This is a genomic window from Pseudomonas sp. LBUM1647 (assembly GCF_059716175.1).
Genome location: NZ_CP166809.1, coordinates 6,462,879 through 6,478,615, shown reverse-complemented (window position 1 = coordinate 6,478,615; position 15,737 = coordinate 6,462,879). Strand labels below are relative to the sequence as shown.

Here is a 15,737-nt window from a genome sequence, read left to right as displayed (position 1 = left end):
CCCGCGGCCTCAGGCTTTGCTCGAGGCCGGGTTGCGCAGGCGGATGCGACAGATCATGACCAGCCCGACGCTGCTCAAGGCGATGAAGCTGAGGGCCAGGGTCAGTGGCAGTTCGAAGGGACTCAGGTTGATCAGGGCGCTGATCAGGCCTCCGAAGATGAATACCAGTGTGTTCCCGGCCGACGCCGAGGTGCCGGCCATGTCCGGAAAAACCTCCATCGCCTTCGAGGTGGCGATAGGGCGAGCGATGGTGGTGCCGGCGGTGCAGACAATCATCGGGATTAGCACCGTCAGGGTCGACAGTCCCATCACGTTTGAGAGCATGAGCATTACCAGCCCCGAAAAGAAGATCAGGCTCAAACCAACAATGATCTGTGTATTGGGTGCGATCCGCCCAGCGAGGACTCGAGCGACAATGCCGCCGATGATGTAGGCCACGCCATACAGCAGCAGTGTCAGGGAAAACTCGTAGGCCGAAAGCTGCAGCTGCTCCATGAAGATCAGGGGCGAGATGACAATGAAGGAAAAGTGGCAGGTGAAGGCGATTGCGGCGATCAGCCAATAGCCGAGGAAACCCGCATCGCGACAGACGCGCCGGTAGGACTGAAGAATGCTTCGGCGCGGGGTTGTGGCGGTGTGCCGATTTTCAAGAAAGAAGCAGGCCTTAAGCAACACGGCGGCGGCGAGGGCAATAAAGACAATGAAGCTTGCGGGCCAGTCCAGTGCCTGTTGCAACAGGGTGCCAGCCAGTGGCGAGACTGAAATGAAGATCCCGCTGGCGGTGACCAGCAGAATCCGTAGTTGATCCCGTTCCTTGCCGTCGAACAGGTCCTGGACCAGCGCCTGCGAGAGTACGAAGCAACCGCAGCCGATGGCCTGCACCACCCGGAACATCAGGAACCAGGCGTAGTCGGTGGACAGCACGCAACCTGTCGCACCGACAATCGAGACCGCCATTCCCGCCAGCAGCAGACTTTTACGCCCGATGACATCCGAGATCGGCCCGACCAGTAGTTGGGAAAGTGCGATCCCGATGGCAAACAGGCTGATGGAAAACGCGATGTCGCCTGGCGTGGTCCGGAAGTGTTCGGCCAGCGCCGGGAACGATGGCAGCAGAACATCCAGAGGGAAGACCCCGAGCATCACCATGGTCATTAACAGGGTGATCGCAGAGCGACGGTGTTTGACACTGACCGCAGATTTTCCTTCATCCATCGACAAGTCCTGCCTGTGCGAAGAGCTGCTGGTTAAAAGGCAGGTCGAAAAAACCTGCCTTTTCCATTGCCTGTAGCGTCGCGCCTGCACCTGATCGGGCGCGCTGAAGGCAGGCTTGCGGGCCGGTCAGGGCACTGAGGATTTCTGCGACGCAATTCTCCCTGAGGCCCACGCTGTTCAGGCTTTCCTTCAGCCATCGCTCATCGACCTCAAAGAACATCAGGATGATGTCCACCAGCAGCTTCGCGGCGAACGTGCGTTGGCTGCTGTTCAGGGTCAGCCACAGATAATGGAACACTTCGCAAAAATAACGACTGTGTCGGGCCTCGTCGGTGAGGTGGTCCCTGAGCATTTCCTGGACGCTGGACACCAGTTCGTTGCGACAAACCTCGAGCAGTTCCCTGGCGATGATGGTCTCGGACACGAAACCGACGAGAAACCAGGCCAGCGCCTTATGCCTCTCTGGGCTGTGGTCAATCAGGGCGTTCAGTCGGGTAATGCGGCGCGGCATCACCGGGCGTTGGGTCATGCCGTAGAGGTCGGCTATCTGCTCGGCGAGACTATTGGAGAACAGGGCGTGATAACCCTCATCGGTGTACAGCTGGAGGGCGGCTGTTTTCATCCGTCGGGGGATGGACGTGCCGAGCTCATCGTGGACGATGGTTTCCACGGAGCGGTTGACGATTCGATGTTCGAGCCGGGTGGTGTAGTCGAGGAAATACACCAGATGGTTGGCCGATAAACGATGGGTGATCGCACTGCCGGCTGCATCGATTTCCGGGTGATTCAGGTAGGGCAGGAAGGCGGGCGGGAACCAGTGTCGTGTTTCCAGTTGCCGTTCCAGATCTGATGGCAATTGATAGGTGTGCTCGCTGGTTCGTACCGAGGCCCGGGCATTCCAGTCTCCGAGTGTGAAGCGCTGTGCCCAGGCGTCGGGCAGTGACAGGTCGCCTGTGCGGGGCTCGGTCATTGTTGTGAGCCTCGGTTGCGCAGCAGCGCTTTCAATTCCTTGCACATCACTTGTCCGTCACTCTGGCCGCAGCCCACAAAAAACAACGGTTGTTCGGCGCTGTCCTCGATCCCCAGCAACGTTTCGACCTGATCGTCGGCCAACGCACCGGTCAGCCAGGTGCTTAACCCAAGTGCGGTGGCCACCAGTTGAAAGGTCTGGGAAATATGACCTGCCTCGACGTAAGCCATTCGGTAGGCCCGCGAGTGTTCATATTTCCACCACAGTTTGTCGAAGCGAGCGGTGATGAACAGGCCGACTGGCAGGTTGTTGATGAAATGCTGCCCACACAACAACTGGCCCAAGGGCGAGACAGGCACCGGATTGACGAAGCTCAACGCATGTTCGTCGGGGTGGTAGGCGTAGAGCCCGGGATTCAGGCCGCTGACGTTCTGAACATGAAGAAAACCTTCGCAGGCATTCAGCCCGCCACCGGATGGACTGCTGCGCCGGGCGCCAAGACCTTCAGCGACGGTTTCGTCGATGTCGTTTTCGCGCTCACGCAGATAGCCAAGGGACAAATACAAAAGAGTGCCCACATCGTCGAGAGAAACCCCTTCACCCGTGAAGGAGCGACAGGTCTTTCGGTCGATCAAGGTCTTTGCAAGTGCGCTTTGCGGCAGACAGGAAGGTTGGGGCAGGGCAATCCGCTCGCTTGTCGGGCGTTCTGTGAGTCTGACCTCCGGGGCAGGAGTGGCCAGTACTTCGGTGCAATGGTCCAGATAGTGTCTCGACCATTCATTAATATCTTGGGGGACATATTCACAAGGAATGTTCTTGGTGCCGATATGAAATATCTTCGACAATTCATCCCAGCCCCATTCAAGGGGGGCTTGTAATGAAGATGTGAGTATTCCCGCGTTCAGGAGTTGCGTGTCTATTATGTTGTTGTCATCAAACTTTTCAGGGTTGTCAATCAGGTGTGCGAGACGGGTTGAATATTCAAGATTTAATTCGAACTGTTTGTGGTTCTTGTAATCCCAGACTATTTGGTCGGGCGTGCGAGGAAGTATGAATATATAAGGGTTTATCTGCATGATTGGCGACTCACTCTGGTCTTTGCCATAGAAAACGCTGGGTAGCCGGCACTCCCCAGCGTTTCATTTACTTAGCGGGCTTTTGGCGCAACCAGAAAAGACAGGTTAGCGATTTTGTTGGATTCCAGAGTAATTGCTTTCATGTTTTGAACTCCTTGTAATTGATTGTGAGTGTCACTCCTTTGTGACGACTTAATCATAGTTTGTAATCAATTCTTATCAAGGGGAGATTGGGTAGGAATGTTCCAGTAATTTTGTCGGATTGATCTGAGGGTTGGATGAATTTTGTAAGTTGTGTCCGCTTAAATAAAAGACAAAGCGAAACGTCCTGCAAGTCATTAAGACCGCTGGAGTAGGAAGTTGGAGAACTCAATAACAGATAGCAGAACGGAGAGCCGGCTGGCTCCCCGTCAAACCGGCGAAATCAGCTGTTTGGCAGCAGACGGCAGGTGATGCTCTTGATGTAGCGGGTTTCGGCGATGGCCGGGTGAACCGGGTGATCCGGGCCCTGACCGCCACGCTCCAGCATCTGGATGTTGCGGTCCAGGTGACGGGCGCTGGTCAGCAGGATGTTCTGCAGATCGTCCTCGGGCAGGTGCATCGAGCACGAAGCGCTGACCAGGATGCCGTCCTTGCTGAGCAGGCGCATGGCTTGCTCGTTCAGGCGACGGTAGGCACCCTCACCGTTCTTCATGTCTTTTTTGCGTTTGATGAACGCCGGAGGGTCGGCAACGATCACGTCGAAACGCTCTTCGCTGGCTTTCAGCTCTTTCAGGGCTTCGAACACGTCGCCTTCAATGCAGGTCATTTTGTCGGCGAAGCCGTTCAGCGCGGCGTTGCGCTCGACGCCGTCGAGGGCGAAGGCCGAAGCATCGACGCAGAACACTTCACTGGCGCCGAACGCAGCCGCTTGCACGCCCCAGCCACCGATGTAGCTGTACAGGTCCAGCACGCGTTTGCCTTTGGCGTAAGGTGCCAGACGCGCGCGGTTCATGCGGTGGTCATAGAACCAGCCGGTTTTCTGCCCCTGGATGACGGGTGCTTCGAATTTCACGCCGTTTTCTTCCAGGGCAACCCACTCCGGCACCAGGCCGAACACGGTTTCGACGTAGCGGTTGAGGCCTTCGGCATCACGGGCAGCGGAGTCGTTCTTGAACAGAATGCCGCTAGGCTTGATCACTTGGGTCAGTGCTGCGATCACGTCTTCTTTATGGGCTTCCATGGTTGCCGAAGCGATCTGTACCACCAGGATGTCGCCGAAACGGTCGACTACCAGACCTGGCAACAGGTCGGAGTCACCGTAGACCAGGCGATAGAACGGCTTGTCGAACAGGCGATCGCGCAGGGACAGCGCGACGTTCAGGCGATGCACCAGCAGCGACTTGTCCAGCGGCAACTTGATGTCGCGCGACAGCAGACGGGCGCAGATCAGGTTGTTCGGGCTCATGGCAACGATGCCCAGCGGCTTGCCGCCAGCCGCTTCGAGGATCGCCTGATCGCCGGCCTTGAAACCGTGCAAAGGAGTAGCGGCTACATCGATTTCGTTGCTATAGACCCACAAGTGGCCGTTGCGCAGGCGACGGTCGGCGTTGGCTTTGAGGCGCAGGCTAGGCAGGGACATGACGTCGCTCCGGAAAAAAGAGCGGGAGTATAGCGTGTTGCGCACGGCCACGGTTTGGCGGATAGACCTGTGGCGAGGGGGTTTACCCCCGTTGGGGCGCGAAGCGGCCCCGAAACCAACAATATCGATTCAACAGATACACCGCGTTTGGCGAATCTACGACTGCTTCGCAGCCGAACGGGGGTAAACCCCCTCGCCACAAGGGCGCGCACCTGTGAAATTTCGATGACATACCGACGGGTGTGTCGGATCCAACTTTATAAGGGTTAGAATCGCCGCCTGTCCCAGAGTGTGTACTTATGTCCCCAGAGCTGACTACCGAACAGATTCAACAGTCCCTGCAAGGCATCAGCGTGCCGGCCCAGCCGCAGATCATGGTGGATTTGCAGATGGAACAGTACATGCCCGATCCGGATCTGGAGGTGATCGCGAAGCTGATCTCCCAGGACCCGGGCCTCTCTGGCGCCTTGTTGAAAATCGTCAACTCGCCGTATTACGGCTTGAGCAACAAGATCGCTTCGATTCAGCGCGCGGTGAACCTGCTGGGCAGCCGCTCGATCATCAACCTGATCAACGCGCAGTCGATCAAGGGCGAGATGAACGACGACACCATCGTCACCTTGAATCGTTTCTGGGATACCGCTCAGGACGTGGCGATGACCTGCCTGACCCTGGCCAAGCGCATCGGCGCCCAGGCCGGCGATGAAGCGTACGCCCTGGGTCTGTTCCATGACTGCGGCGTGCCGCTGATGCTCCAGCGTTTCCCCAACTACATGACCGTTCTGGAAGAAGCCTACGCCAGTGCCAGCGCCGAATGTCGGGTGGTGGACACTGAGAATCGGGTGTTCAATACCAATCATGCGGTGGTGGGTTATTACACCGCCAAATCCTGGCGCCTGCCGGAGCATGTGACCGCCGCCATCGCTAATCACCACAATGCGTTGGCGATCTTCAGCGATGAGTCGTCGCGCAACAGTCAGCTGAAAAACCTGCTGGCGATCCTGAAGATGGCCGAGCACATTTGTGCGTCCTACCGGGTGCTGGGCAACCAGCGTGATGACCACGAGTGGAACAGCATCGCACCGCTGGTTCTCGATTATGTCGGCCTCTCGGACTACGACTTCGAGACCCTCAAACAAACGATTCGCGACCTTGGCGCTCACCGTTGAGCGTTGCACAGCCTGATTCGAGAGCACCATGCCGGAACTGCCTGAAGTCGAAACCACCCGCCGCGGGATTGCGCCACACCTGGAAGGCCAGCGCGTCAGCCGGGTGATCGTGCGTGAGCGGCGCTTGCGCTGGCCGATTCCCGAAGACCTGGATGTGCGGCTGTCTGGCCAGCGCATCGTGCTGGTGGAGCGACGCGCGAAGTACCTGCTGATCAATGCCGAAGTCGGCACGCTCATCAGCCATTTGGGGATGTCGGGAAATCTGCGTCTGGTGGAAGTCGGCACGCCGGTGGCCAAGCATGAGCATGTGGACATCGAGCTGGAATCCGGTCTGGCCCTGCGTTACACCGACCCGCGACGGTTTGGCGCGATGCTCTGGAGCCTCGATCCGCTCAACCACGAGTTGTTGATTCGCCTGGGGCCGGAGCCGTTGACCGACCTGTTCGACGGGGAACGCCTGTTCCAGCAGTCCCGCGGGCGATCCATGGCGGTCAAACCGTTCATCATGGACAACGCGGTGGTGGTCGGCGTGGGCAATATCTACGCCACCGAAGCGTTGTTCGCCGCCGGTATCGACCCGCGTCGTGAGGCCAAAAGTATCTCTCGGGCGCGTTATCTGAAACTGGCGATCGAGATCAAACGTATCCTGGCGGCCGCTATCGAGCGCGGCGGCACCACACTGCGCGACTTTATCGGCGGTGACGGTCAGCCGGGTTATTTCCAGCAGGAACTGTTCGTGTACGGCCGTGGCGGTGCGCCCTGCAAGGTTTGTGGCACGGAGTTGCGAGAAGTGAAGCTCGGGCAGCGCGCCAGCGTCTTTTGCCCGCGTTGTCAGAGCTGAAACGCCCAGGGTCTATAGTCAGTGTTCTGACTGCCTAGCCCAAGGACCGTGCCATGAACCTGTTTCGAACCGTTGTCGTCGTTTTGCTGCTGAGCGTCGGTGCGCCAGCGCTGGCAGCAAACACGGGCAGCGGCGACCCGCGTTACACCATCCAGAATCCCCCGGCGTACGCCATGATCGGCGATTTGCTGATTGCCCGACCTTTGCTGGTCGTGGCGACGGTGATTGGTGCCGGAGTGTTTGTGGTGTCGTTGCCGTTTACCGCGCTGGGCGGCGGCGTCGGCGATGCGGGGCAGGCGTTGGTGGTCGACCCGGCGAAAGCGGCGTTCGTGCGGTGTCTGGGGTGTATCGGAGAAGGGTTTGAGCAGCGGGAGTGAATCAAGATCAAAAGATCGCAGGCTTCGCCAGCCCCTACAGGGGGAATGCAATTCCATGTAGGAGCTGGCGAAGCCTGCGATCTTTTGGGGCCCTCAAGCCTTACCGGTAATGATCCGGTACTTCTCCATCAACTGCTCTTCAGTCTCCGGATGCGCCTCGTCCAGCGGAATGCAATCCACCGGGCACACTTGCTGGCACTGAGGTTCGTCGTAGTGGCCGACGCACTGGGTGCACAGGTTCGGGTCGATCACGTAGATCTCTTCGCCCTGGGAAATGGCGGCGTTCGGACACTCGGGTTCGCAGACGTCGCAGTTGATGCAATCGTCGGTGATGATCAGGGACATGCTAACTCCAGCCCGGGCGGAAGGCCCGGGCGCAATAAACCAATGCGCACAATTGTGCCGCATTGGCGCCCGCAGTGCACGCGGGCGCGATCAAGGGGAAAAGATCGTCCGAACGCGGCCCGAACCTACGGCAGCTCCTACTTTTTAAAGCGTTCGTTCAGGGCGTCCGCCACCGCAGGGTGGACGAACTTGGTGATATCACCGCCCAGGGCTGCAATTTCACGGACCAGCGTCGAGGAAATGTACGAATAACGCTCGGACGGGGTAAGAAACAGACTTTCCACATCCGGCGCCAGCTGACGGTTCATGTTGGCCAGCTGGAATTCGTATTCGAAGTCCGACACCGCACGCAAACCACGCAGGAACACGTTGGCGTTCTTCTCTTTGGCGAAGTGCGCCAGCAACGTCGAGAAGCCGACGACTTCAACGTTGGGCAGATGTTTAGTGACCTCGCGGGCCAGCGCCACACGCTGTTCCAGGGGAAACAACGGGTTTTTCTTCGGGCTGGCGGCGACGGCGATGATCACATGATCGAACAGGCGCGCGGCGCGTTCGACCAGATCGCCATGGCCCTTGGTAATAGGGTCGAAGGTACCTGGGTACAACACTCGGTTCATCGCGTCGTCCTGGCGGGAGTCCGTTGGGGAGTCGGATGGTATCGCAGCCTTCCCGGTCGGCCAAGTCGCCTTTTGGGTAAGAAAGCACTATAGACGATTGGAATATTCTCCATTTTCATGGGTTTTTCAAACGTTCGGCCAAAGAAGTTGCCAGCTGCGCCGTCAGCCCGTAGACCGACAATTGCGGGTTTGCGCCAATACTGGTGGGGAACAGCGAGCCATCATGAATCGACAGGTTGCCTAACTGATGATGCCGGCCGAGGCTGTCGGTCACGGCGTTTTTCGGGTCTTCACCCATGGCACAACCGCCCATCACATGGGCACTGCCCAGGCGTGTGCGATACAGCTCAAGGCTCAGGCCGTCGATCAGCGTGCGCGCTTCGGCCAGGGTTTTCACGTAGCGAGCGTCGGCGTGCATTGGCATTACCGCATGGGCACCGCCCGCGAACTGGATCTCGGCCATGCTGTGGAACGCCCGACGCAACCCGTCCCAGGCATAGGGTGAAACCTGATAGTCGAGCACCGGCGTGCCGTCACCGCGCAACTCGACGCTGCCGCCGGGGCTGTCCGGGTGAAAACCGTCCCGCAGCAACGCCAACATGGCGTGGGTGTGGGGCAGGTTTTCCATGTGTTGGGCGTTTTCCTTGCCGAAACCGCCGAGCAGGGTCGTGGCCAGTGCCGGGTGCAGCGGCGGCACTTCGAGTTTGTAAGACATTTTTCCGGTGGTGCCGTCCTGCCATTGGAAATGGTCGGAATAGATTGACTGTGGTGCGCCATAAAACGGGTTGATCACCTCGTCGAACAGCCCGGCCGACATGTTCACCAAGTGTAGAAAAGTCCGTTTACCCAGCCGTTTGTGCGGATCGGGCGCCTCGGAGCGCATGAGCAACGCCGGGCTATTGATCCCGCCGCCGGCCAACACGTAATGCCGCGCCTTGACCGTGATCGTGTGTCCGGTAGGTGCGACGCAACGGTCGTCCATCGCTACGCAATGCAAGCCCGTGACCTTGTCGCCGCTGATCAAGAGCTTTTCGGCGCGAGCCAGATAGAGCAACTCGCCCCCTTTTTCCAGAGTCGCCGGGATGGTCGTGACCAGCATCGATTGCTTGGCGTTGGTCGGGCAACCCATGCCGCAGTAGCCCAGGTTCCAACAGCCACGCACGTTGCGCGGGATCACATGCCAGGCGTAGCCGAGTTTTTCGCAGCCTTTGCGGATTACGTCGTTGTTGGCGTTGGGCGGGATCATCCAGGGGGCGACGCCCAGGCGTTGTTCCATTTTCTCGAACCACGGCGCCATCTCGGCCGGCGTGTGGCCTTTGACATCGTGTTCCTTGGCCCAGTGGTCGAGGGTCGGGTCCGGCGTGCGAAAACTTGAGGTCCAATTGATCAGTGTGGTGCCGCCCACCGCCCGGCCCTGAAGGATGGTGATTGCGCCGTCCTTGCTCATGCGGCCGATACCTTCCTGATAGAGGCTGGTGTAGGCCTGGTCTTCGAGCATCTTGAAGTCGCTGCTGGTCTTGAGCGGGCCTTCCTCGATCAGCAACACCTTGTAGCCCGCGGCGCTGAGGATTTCGGCGGTGGTGCCGCCGCCCGCGCCGCTGCCGATAATCGCCACGTCCGCTTCGAGGGTCAGGTCCTGGGTCAGTTGTGAACCGTTATAGGTTTTCCAGCCACGGGTCATGCCTTCGCGGAACGGATCGGGTACGGGCATCTTCAGTTCTCTTTTTATCTTGAATGTGATGGTGGGGCGTCTGACGCCATCGCGAGCAAGCTCGCTCCCACAGGATTTGAGGGGGGCCACCCTTTTGTGAACGACTCAAACCCTGTGGGAGCGTGGCTTGCCCGCGATAGGGTCGCCACGGTTTCAGACAGTGGGCGGCCCGGGATACCCGCAATGCGCCCACGACTCCGACCGGCTGTACCACGCCATCATCACCAGTTGCAGCAATGAGCTGTGGCCCATGCGTAGCAAACTCAGCGAGCTGTTTTCCCAGCGATCCATAAAGTGCCTGATCTCCTCGCTGCTGGCGTTTTCCCAATTGCCCCAGATCCCGGTCAGTGGTCCGCGGGTGATGCTCATTCCCAGCACATCGAACAACTGCCGGGTGAGCTTGAGCATTTCCGGCGACAGGTGATTCAGACTGTTATCCAGGGTTTGAAGGGTGCCAGCGACGGCTGCTGGCATTTTTTCGACGGCCACAGCGCCGTCGAGCATCACCGGAATCAGTGCCCGCAAAAACAGCAAGTCACCGCTGCGCAGGATCGCGAAACCGCTGGCCGGTACGCTCGATGAGCAGCCGCTGAGGCTCGCTCCCAAACCGGCGGTGGCGAGAAAAGCGCTGGCGCCGAGGCTGAATTTAAGCAAGCCGCGGCGTGACAGCGCGGGTGTATCGGACAGGCTTGGGCTCATTATTGTTATTACCCGAAGGGGATGATCGTTAGCGGATAAACAGCTTCTGAATCAGCTTCTGAATGGATTTGCCGTACGGCGGGTAGATCAATTTCGCCGCATTGAACCGCTGTTTGATCAGCACACCTTTGGCTTTGCTGAAGGTCAGGAAACCTTCGTGGCCGTGGTAATGGCCCATGCCCGAGGCGCCGATACCGCCAAATGGCATGTCGTCCTGAGCGACGTGCAGCAGGGTGTCGTTCAGGCACACGCCGCCGGAATGGGTCTCGTGAAGTACGCGGTGTTGCTCACGCTTGTCGTAGCCGAAGTAATACAGGGCCAGCGGACGGGGTCGTTCATTGATGTAGGCAAAGGCCTGATCCAGATCCTTGTAGGGAACGATCGGCAGCAGCGGACCGAAGATTTCGTCCTGCATCACCATCATGTCGTTGCTGACGTTGAGCAGCAGGCTGTGACTCATGCGACGCCCCTGGCCCTTGTCGAACAACGGAATCAGCAGGGCGCCCTTGCTGGTGGCGTCGCTGATGTAGCCGTTGAGGCGCGCCAATTGCCGGTCATTGATGATCGCGGTGTAGTCCGGGTTGTCGGTCAAGGTCGGATAAAACCCGCGAACCGCCTGACGATAGGCTTCGACGAAAGCTCCGACGCGATCTTCCGGTACCAGCACATAGTCCGGGGCCACGCAGGTCTGTCCGGCGTTGAGTGTCTTGCCGAAGGCGATGCGTTCAGCAGCATCCTTGAGCGGCACGTCGCGCGACACAATGGCCGGGGACTTGCCACCGAGTTCGAGGGTCACCGGGGTCAGGTTCTCCGCCGCCGCACGCATCACGTGTTTGCCGATGCTGGTGGCGCCAGTGAACAGCAGGTGATCGAAACGCAATCTGGAGAACGCTACACCGATATCGGCTTCGCCCAGTACCACGCAGACCAGGTCTTGCGGGAAAATTCGGCCCAGCAGTTCCTTGAGCAACAAACCGGTGGCGGGAGTTGATTCGCTGAGCTTGAGCATCACCCGATTGCCTGCCGACAACGCGCCTACCAATGGCCCTATGGCCAGATACAGCGGGTAGTTCCACGGCACGATCACCCCGACCACGCCCAGCGGTTGATAAATGACTTTGGCCGCCGCGGGTTGAAAGGCAACCCCGACCTTGCGTTTCGACGCCTTCATCCAGCCTTTGAGGTGCTGACTGGCGTAGTGAATGCCGTGCAGGCTGGGCATCAGTTCGGCGAGCAGGGTTTCATCGGCGCTGCGATGGCTGAAATCCTGGCTGATGGCGTCGATCAGTGCCTGGCGCTCATTGCTCAACAGGTCTCGCAGGGCTTTTAGCCATTGCTGGCGCTGGGCGGCGGGCGGCATCGGGTTGGCGGCATACGCCGCACGTTGAGCGTCGAACAGGGTCTGGAGCTCTTCCAGGGGCTGCTGCAGGTTCTGCAGGTAGGCGATGTCAGCAGTCATGGTCGGCTCCGGATTTATTGTAATTAGGGACGTTTTAGAGTCCATGCTCTAGAAAGTCAAATGACATCCTGGCGCAGCTTTGTTTTATCCACTCGCGGTTAGGTCGTAAGATGCCGGTCAACGCATTCTGAATTAAAGCCCAAGCCATGGCCCCTCGGATCAAAACCAGCGAGCGCATCGTGCAGAACAGCCTGGAACTGTTCAATCAGCAGGGTGAGCGCAGCATCAGCACCAACCACATTGCTGCCCACATGGAAATTTCCCCGGGCAACCTGTACTACCACTTCCCCAACAAGCAGGCGATCATCGCCGTGCTGTTCAGTGAGTACGAAAGCCTGGTGGACAGCTTCCTGCGCCCGCCCCAGGGCCGTGCCGCCACGGTCGAAGACAAGCGCTTCTACCTTCAGGAATTGCTGGCCGCCATGTGGCGCTACCGGTTTTTGCACCGCGATCTGGAGCACTTGCTCGACAGTGATCCGGAGCTGGCCGCCCGTTATCGGCGCTTTTCCCAACGTTGTCTGATCCATGGCACGCACATCTACGCGGGCTTCGTCGAGGCCGGCATCCTGCAAATGGACAAGGTTCAAATCGAATCCCTGACGCTCAACGCCTGGATCATCCTGACGTCCTGGGTGCGTTTTCTCTGCACCACCCGTGAAAATTCCAATCACCTGAGCGAACAGGCCATTAAACGTGGCGTGTATCAGGTGCTGGTGCTTGAGGCCGGTTTTGTCACGGATCAGTCTCGCGACGCGGTGAATGCGCTGTACGAGGAGTTTTACGTGCCGCTGGCCCAAGCGCTGGAAGAAGTGGGATAGAAAGTGCAGTAGGATCAAATATCGCCCAATCACAGGAGCCCGTTATGCCCATTGCGCAACTGATCAGCCCGCAAGCGTTGGACCTGAAAAAGGAGCAGCCGGGGCTGGTGATTCTGGATTGTCGTTTTGCCCTCGAGGACCCGGATTACGGTCAGCGCAGCTATGCCGAAGGGCATATTGCCGAGTCGAGCTTTGCCGATCTTGAGCGTGATTTGAGCGGGACAGTGATCAAGGGGGTGACCGGGCGCCATCCGTTGCCTGAACCTGAAGACTTGATCGAGCGTCTGCAAGCCTGGGGCGTCAACGCCGACAGCGATGTGGTTTTGTACGACGACGGCCCGGGTGCCTACGCGGCGCGGGCCTGGTGGTTGCTGGCCTGGCTGGGCAAGCGTGACGGCGTGTTTATTCTGGATGGCGGACTCAAGGCCTGGCACGCGGCCGGTTTGCCCCTGAGTCTTGATGCGCCGCAGATTGAACGGGGCACCTTCACGGGGACGCCGGACAACGCGCTGATCTTGAGCGCCGAACAGCTCCAGCAACGTCTCGGCCAGCCCGAGCTGACCTTGCTCGATGCCCGCGGATTGCCGCGTTTTAAGGGCGAAGTTGAACCGATCGACCCGATTGCCGGACACATCCCCGGCGCGCAATGCGCGGCGTTCACCGACAACCTGGGCAGCGACGGGCGTTTTCTGCCGGCGGATCAGCTCAAGCAGCGTTTTGCCGAGAAGCTCGGTGATCGTTCGCCGACCGATCTGGTGGCGTACTGCGGTTCTGGCGTGACGGCCTGTCACAACCTGTTTGCGTTGTGTCTGGCCGGCTATCCGTTGGGATCGTTGTATGCCGGTTCATGGAGCGAGTGGATCAACGATCCTGCGCATGGCATCGCCATCGGCGAATGAAGATCAAAAGATCGCAGCCTGCGGCAGCTCCTACAGTGGAATGTGTACACCTGTAGGAGCTGCCGCAGGCTGCGATCTTTTGATTCTAAAGCCGGGCGCTGCGATACGCGCCCGGCCCGACACCGTAAACCTGCTTGAACTGCCGGCTCAGATGACTCTGGTCAGCAAACCCCAACTGCGTCGCCACTTCCAGCGGCAAGCAACCATTCTGTAACAGCGCCCGCGCCCGAGCGATGCGCTGCTGCATCAGCCAGGTGTGTGGCGGCATGCCAGTGGCGCGGCGGAACACCCGGGCGAAGTGGAAGGGCGAAAGGTTGACCGCCGCTGCCAGTTCTTCCAGCGAGGGCGGCGTCGCCAATTGTGCTTGCAGCAGATCCTTGGCCAGTGTCACCGCCCGATGTTCCTTGCCCGGCTTGCCTGCAATCGGCACGGCAGCGTGCCGTTGCAGTAGCAACAGCATCATTTCCCGCCAGACCGTTTGTTGTTGCAAGGCAGTGGACGGACTTTCCAGTAGACGATGCAGTTGGCAGAAACCCTCCACCAGATCCGGATCGCGATACAGCGTCGCGCCAAATGCTGGCAAGACGTTGGTCGGCAGTTCCAGTTCATCGAGTAGCGACAGAATCTGCCCGGTGTCGGGATAAAACGCCCGGTACAACCAACCATCCTCCGTGCCTTTATGGCCGGTGTGCAGTTCGTCTGGATTGATCAGCACCAGCGTGCCGCTACCGGCCAGGTGTTCGGCACCGCGATAGCGATAGCGTTGGGCGCCGGCCATAATCATGCCGATCACGTAACCGTCATGCACATGGGGCGCGAAACGGTGTTCGATGTAGCGCGCGGACAATAACTCGACACCGGCCAGTGGCGCTGTTTGCCAGAATCGGATCGACTCGCCCTGATCGACGTCCATGGCCTTACTGGCGACCCACGGCGGTCAGCCACTGCGGGATGCGGCGTTCCAGGTAGTAGCCCGGTTGCCTGAACGAGCCATCGACGAAGCCGACATGCCCCCCCTTGGTCTGTAACTCGAATTGAGTGCAAGCGGACAATTCGTCAGCTTGCGGCAGGCTATGAGGAAATACAAACGGGTCATCGGCCGCTTGAATGATCAGGGTCGGCGTACGAATCTCGCCGAGGAAATAGCGACTTGAGGCGCGTTGATAGTAATCCTTGGCATCGACGAAACCGTTCAGCGGCGCGGTGACCCGGCCATCGAAATCCCGGAACGTGCGCATGTTCTCCAGCGAGCCCAGCGCGGCCAATGCCGCCAGACCTTCCTCGCGCCCATCGTGCTGGAACTGGCGCTGCTTGTTTTTAATGTAGGCCACCATCTCGCGCATGAAATGCGCCTGATAGACCTTCGAGAAACCCTGGCCGATACGGTCGGCGCATTGATCGAGACGAAACGGCACCGACACCGCCACCGCACCGACCACGCCACTATTGCTGCCGGATTCGCCCAAGTGCTTGAGCAACACATTGCCACCCAGGGAATAGCCGACCGCATACAACGGCGCGAGCGGTCGTTGGGCTTTCAGGTGTTTGATGGTTTCGGCCAGGTCTTCACTGGCGCCGGAATGGTAGCTGCGCGGCAACAGATTTGGCTCGCCCGAACAGCCGCGCCAGTTCAGTGCGACGCTGGCCCAACCTTGGGCTCCCAGTGCTTTCTGCACCCCGGCCACGTAAGGCGAATTTGAAGAGCCGGTCAGGCCGTGCAACACCAATACCAGTGGCGCACTGGCGCTGTGCGGGCCGTGCCAGTCGAGATCGAGAAAATCGCCATCCTCAAGCCACAAGCGTTCGCGTTGGCGTTCAATGTGTGTGGTTTTGCGCCACAGCGGTCCCCACAAGGTTTGCAAGTGCGGGTTGCCGAGGCCGAAGGCGGGGGTGAAGCGTTCTGACGGATGGGACACGATG

At 59.2% G+C, this 15,737-nt stretch carries 16 protein-coding genes; 5 read left to right on the top strand and 11 right to left on the bottom strand.

Translation table 11 applies throughout. The features are described from left to right. Positions 1–9 precede the first annotated feature (9 nt). The 4 genes from ACA059_RS29990 to ACA059_RS29975 all read right to left on the bottom strand — a co-directional run bounded on the left by ACA059_RS29990 (position 10) and on the right by ACA059_RS29975 (position 4,882). Complete coding sequence (locus tag ACA059_RS29990; protein WP_497631986.1) at positions 10–1,215, bottom strand: multidrug effflux MFS transporter; 1,206 nt, start codon at positions 1,213–1,215, stop codon at positions 10–12. After that, complete coding sequence (locus tag ACA059_RS29985; RefSeq protein WP_497631985.1) at positions 1,208–2,185, bottom strand: diiron oxygenase; 978 nt, start codon at positions 2,183–2,185, stop codon at positions 1,208–1,210. The genes ACA059_RS29990 and ACA059_RS29985 overlap by 8 nt, the downstream gene beginning before the upstream one ends. Next, positions 2,182–3,261 (bottom strand): SagB family peptide dehydrogenase, encoded by a 1,080-nt coding sequence (locus tag ACA059_RS29980; protein ID WP_497631984.1) that lies wholly within the window; start codon positions 3,259–3,261, stop codon positions 2,182–2,184. The genes ACA059_RS29985 and ACA059_RS29980 overlap by 4 nt, the downstream gene beginning before the upstream one ends. A 424-nt stretch (positions 3,262–3,685) precedes the next feature. Beyond that, positions 3,686–4,882: a class I SAM-dependent rRNA methyltransferase gene (locus ACA059_RS29975; RefSeq protein ID WP_046045202.1), complete on the bottom strand. Its 1,197-nt coding sequence runs from the start codon at positions 4,880–4,882 to the stop codon at positions 3,686–3,688. 353 nt (positions 4,883–5,235) lie between these two features. Between ACA059_RS29975 and ACA059_RS29970 the strand changes: the two genes are divergently transcribed. The 3 genes from ACA059_RS29970 to ACA059_RS29960 are packed head-to-tail and all read left to right on the top strand — an operon-like array spanning position 5,236 to position 7,269. Then, the gene (locus tag ACA059_RS29970) at positions 5,236–6,051 is read left to right on the top strand and encodes an HDOD domain-containing protein (protein ID WP_497634748.1); all 816 of its coding nucleotides are present in this window, start codon (positions 5,236–5,238) and stop codon (positions 6,049–6,051) included. Positions 6,052–6,079: 28 nt separating this feature from the next. After that, positions 6,080–6,892 carry a bifunctional DNA-formamidopyrimidine glycosylase/DNA-(apurinic or apyrimidinic site) lyase gene (gene mutM / locus ACA059_RS29965; RefSeq protein ID WP_347802409.1) on the top strand — a complete coding sequence of 271 codons (813 nt, stop codon included), beginning with the start codon at positions 6,080–6,082 and terminating at the stop codon, positions 6,890–6,892. A 53-nt stretch (positions 6,893–6,945) separates the two neighbouring features. Next, positions 6,946–7,269 carry a multidrug transporter gene (locus ACA059_RS29960; RefSeq protein ID WP_497269084.1) on the top strand — a complete coding sequence of 108 codons (324 nt, stop codon included), beginning with the start codon at positions 6,946–6,948 and terminating at the stop codon, positions 7,267–7,269. 93 nt (positions 7,270–7,362) lie between these two features. Here the strand turns inward: ACA059_RS29960 and ACA059_RS29955 are convergent, their stop codons facing one another. The 5 genes from ACA059_RS29955 to ACA059_RS29935 all read right to left on the bottom strand — a co-directional run bounded on the left by ACA059_RS29955 (position 7,363) and on the right by ACA059_RS29935 (position 12,100). Then, positions 7,363–7,614: a YfhL family 4Fe-4S dicluster ferredoxin gene (locus tag ACA059_RS29955; protein WP_038358877.1), complete on the bottom strand. Its 252-nt coding sequence runs from the start codon at positions 7,612–7,614 to the stop codon at positions 7,363–7,365. Between the two features lie 137 nt (positions 7,615–7,751). After that, entirely contained in the window at positions 7,752–8,231 is a 480-nt protein-coding gene (coaD, locus tag ACA059_RS29950; protein ID WP_008150570.1) for a pantetheine-phosphate adenylyltransferase, read from the bottom strand. A 115-nt stretch (positions 8,232–8,346) separates the two neighbouring features. Further along, a complete protein-coding gene (locus tag ACA059_RS29945) occupies positions 8,347–9,942 on the bottom strand; it encodes a GMC family oxidoreductase (protein WP_497631983.1) in 1,596 nt (531 codons plus the stop codon). 153 nt (positions 9,943–10,095) lie between these two features. Then, a complete protein-coding gene (locus tag ACA059_RS29940) occupies positions 10,096–10,641 on the bottom strand; it encodes a twin-arginine translocation pathway signal protein (RefSeq protein ID WP_497631982.1) in 546 nt (181 codons plus the stop codon). A 28-nt stretch (positions 10,642–10,669) separates the two neighbouring features. Next, complete coding sequence (locus tag ACA059_RS29935) at positions 10,670–12,100, bottom strand: coniferyl aldehyde dehydrogenase (RefSeq protein WP_149628325.1); 1,431 nt, start codon at positions 12,098–12,100, stop codon at positions 10,670–10,672. Between the two features lie 146 nt (positions 12,101–12,246). On the opposite strand from ACA059_RS29935, the gene ACA059_RS29930 reads away from it, so the two are divergent. Together ACA059_RS29930 and ACA059_RS29925 are read left to right on the top strand one after the other, a co-directional pair. Next, a complete protein-coding gene (locus tag ACA059_RS29930; protein ID WP_497631981.1) occupies positions 12,247–12,918 on the top strand; it encodes a TetR/AcrR family transcriptional regulator in 672 nt (223 codons plus the stop codon). Between the two features lie 44 nt (positions 12,919–12,962). Further along, a complete protein-coding gene (locus tag ACA059_RS29925) occupies positions 12,963–13,817 on the top strand; it encodes a sulfurtransferase (protein ID WP_497631980.1) in 855 nt (284 codons plus the stop codon). 85 nt (positions 13,818–13,902) lie between these two features. On the opposite strand, the gene ACA059_RS29920 is transcribed toward ACA059_RS29925, so the two are convergent. Both ACA059_RS29920 and ACA059_RS29915 read right to left on the bottom strand, forming a co-directional pair. Next, positions 13,903–14,730 (bottom strand): AraC family transcriptional regulator, encoded by an 828-nt coding sequence (locus tag ACA059_RS29920; RefSeq protein ID WP_497631979.1) that lies wholly within the window; start codon positions 14,728–14,730, stop codon positions 13,903–13,905. Between the two features lie 4 nt (positions 14,731–14,734). After that, positions 14,735–15,733 (bottom strand): hydrolase, encoded by a 999-nt coding sequence (locus tag ACA059_RS29915; protein ID WP_497631978.1) that lies wholly within the window; start codon positions 15,731–15,733, stop codon positions 14,735–14,737. Between the last annotated feature and the right edge of the window lie 4 nt (positions 15,734–15,737).

Excerpts from the sequence above, each read along its gene's own strand:
- ACA059_RS29990 (WP_497631986.1), bottom strand. The coding sequence starts at position 1,215 with ATGGATGAAGGAAAATCTGCGGTCAGTGTCAAACACCGTCGCTCTGCG.
- ACA059_RS29985 (WP_497631985.1), bottom strand. The coding sequence starts at position 2,185 with ATGACCGAGCCCCGCACAGGCGACCTGTCACTGCCCGACGCCTGGGCA.
- ACA059_RS29980 (WP_497631984.1), bottom strand. The coding sequence starts at position 3,261 with ATGCAGATAAACCCTTATATATTCATACTTCCTCGCACGCCCGACCAA.
- ACA059_RS29975 (WP_046045202.1), bottom strand. The coding sequence starts at position 4,882 with ATGTCCCTGCCTAGCCTGCGCCTCAAAGCCAACGCCGACCGTCGCCTG.
- mutM (WP_347802409.1), top strand. The coding sequence starts at position 6,080 with ATGCCGGAACTGCCTGAAGTCGAAACCACCCGCCGCGGGATTGCGCCA.
- ACA059_RS29960 (WP_497269084.1), top strand. The coding sequence starts at position 6,946 with ATGAACCTGTTTCGAACCGTTGTCGTCGTTTTGCTGCTGAGCGTCGGT.
- ACA059_RS29955 (WP_038358877.1), bottom strand. The coding sequence starts at position 7,614 with ATGTCCCTGATCATCACCGACGATTGCATCAACTGCGACGTCTGCGAA.
- coaD (WP_008150570.1), bottom strand. The coding sequence starts at position 8,231 with ATGAACCGAGTGTTGTACCCAGGTACCTTCGACCCTATTACCAAGGGC.
- ACA059_RS29945 (WP_497631983.1), bottom strand. The coding sequence starts at position 9,942 with ATGCCCGTACCCGATCCGTTCCGCGAAGGCATGACCCGTGGCTGGAAA.
- ACA059_RS29940 (WP_497631982.1), bottom strand. The coding sequence starts at position 10,641 with ATGAGCCCAAGCCTGTCCGATACACCCGCGCTGTCACGCCGCGGCTTG.
- ACA059_RS29935 (WP_149628325.1), bottom strand. The coding sequence starts at position 12,100 with ATGACTGCTGACATCGCCTACCTGCAGAACCTGCAGCAGCCCCTGGAA.
- ACA059_RS29930 (WP_497631981.1), top strand. The coding sequence starts at position 12,247 with ATGGCCCCTCGGATCAAAACCAGCGAGCGCATCGTGCAGAACAGCCTG.
- ACA059_RS29925 (WP_497631980.1), top strand. The coding sequence starts at position 12,963 with ATGCCCATTGCGCAACTGATCAGCCCGCAAGCGTTGGACCTGAAAAAG.
- ACA059_RS29920 (WP_497631979.1), bottom strand. The coding sequence starts at position 14,730 with ATGGACGTCGATCAGGGCGAGTCGATCCGATTCTGGCAAACAGCGCCA.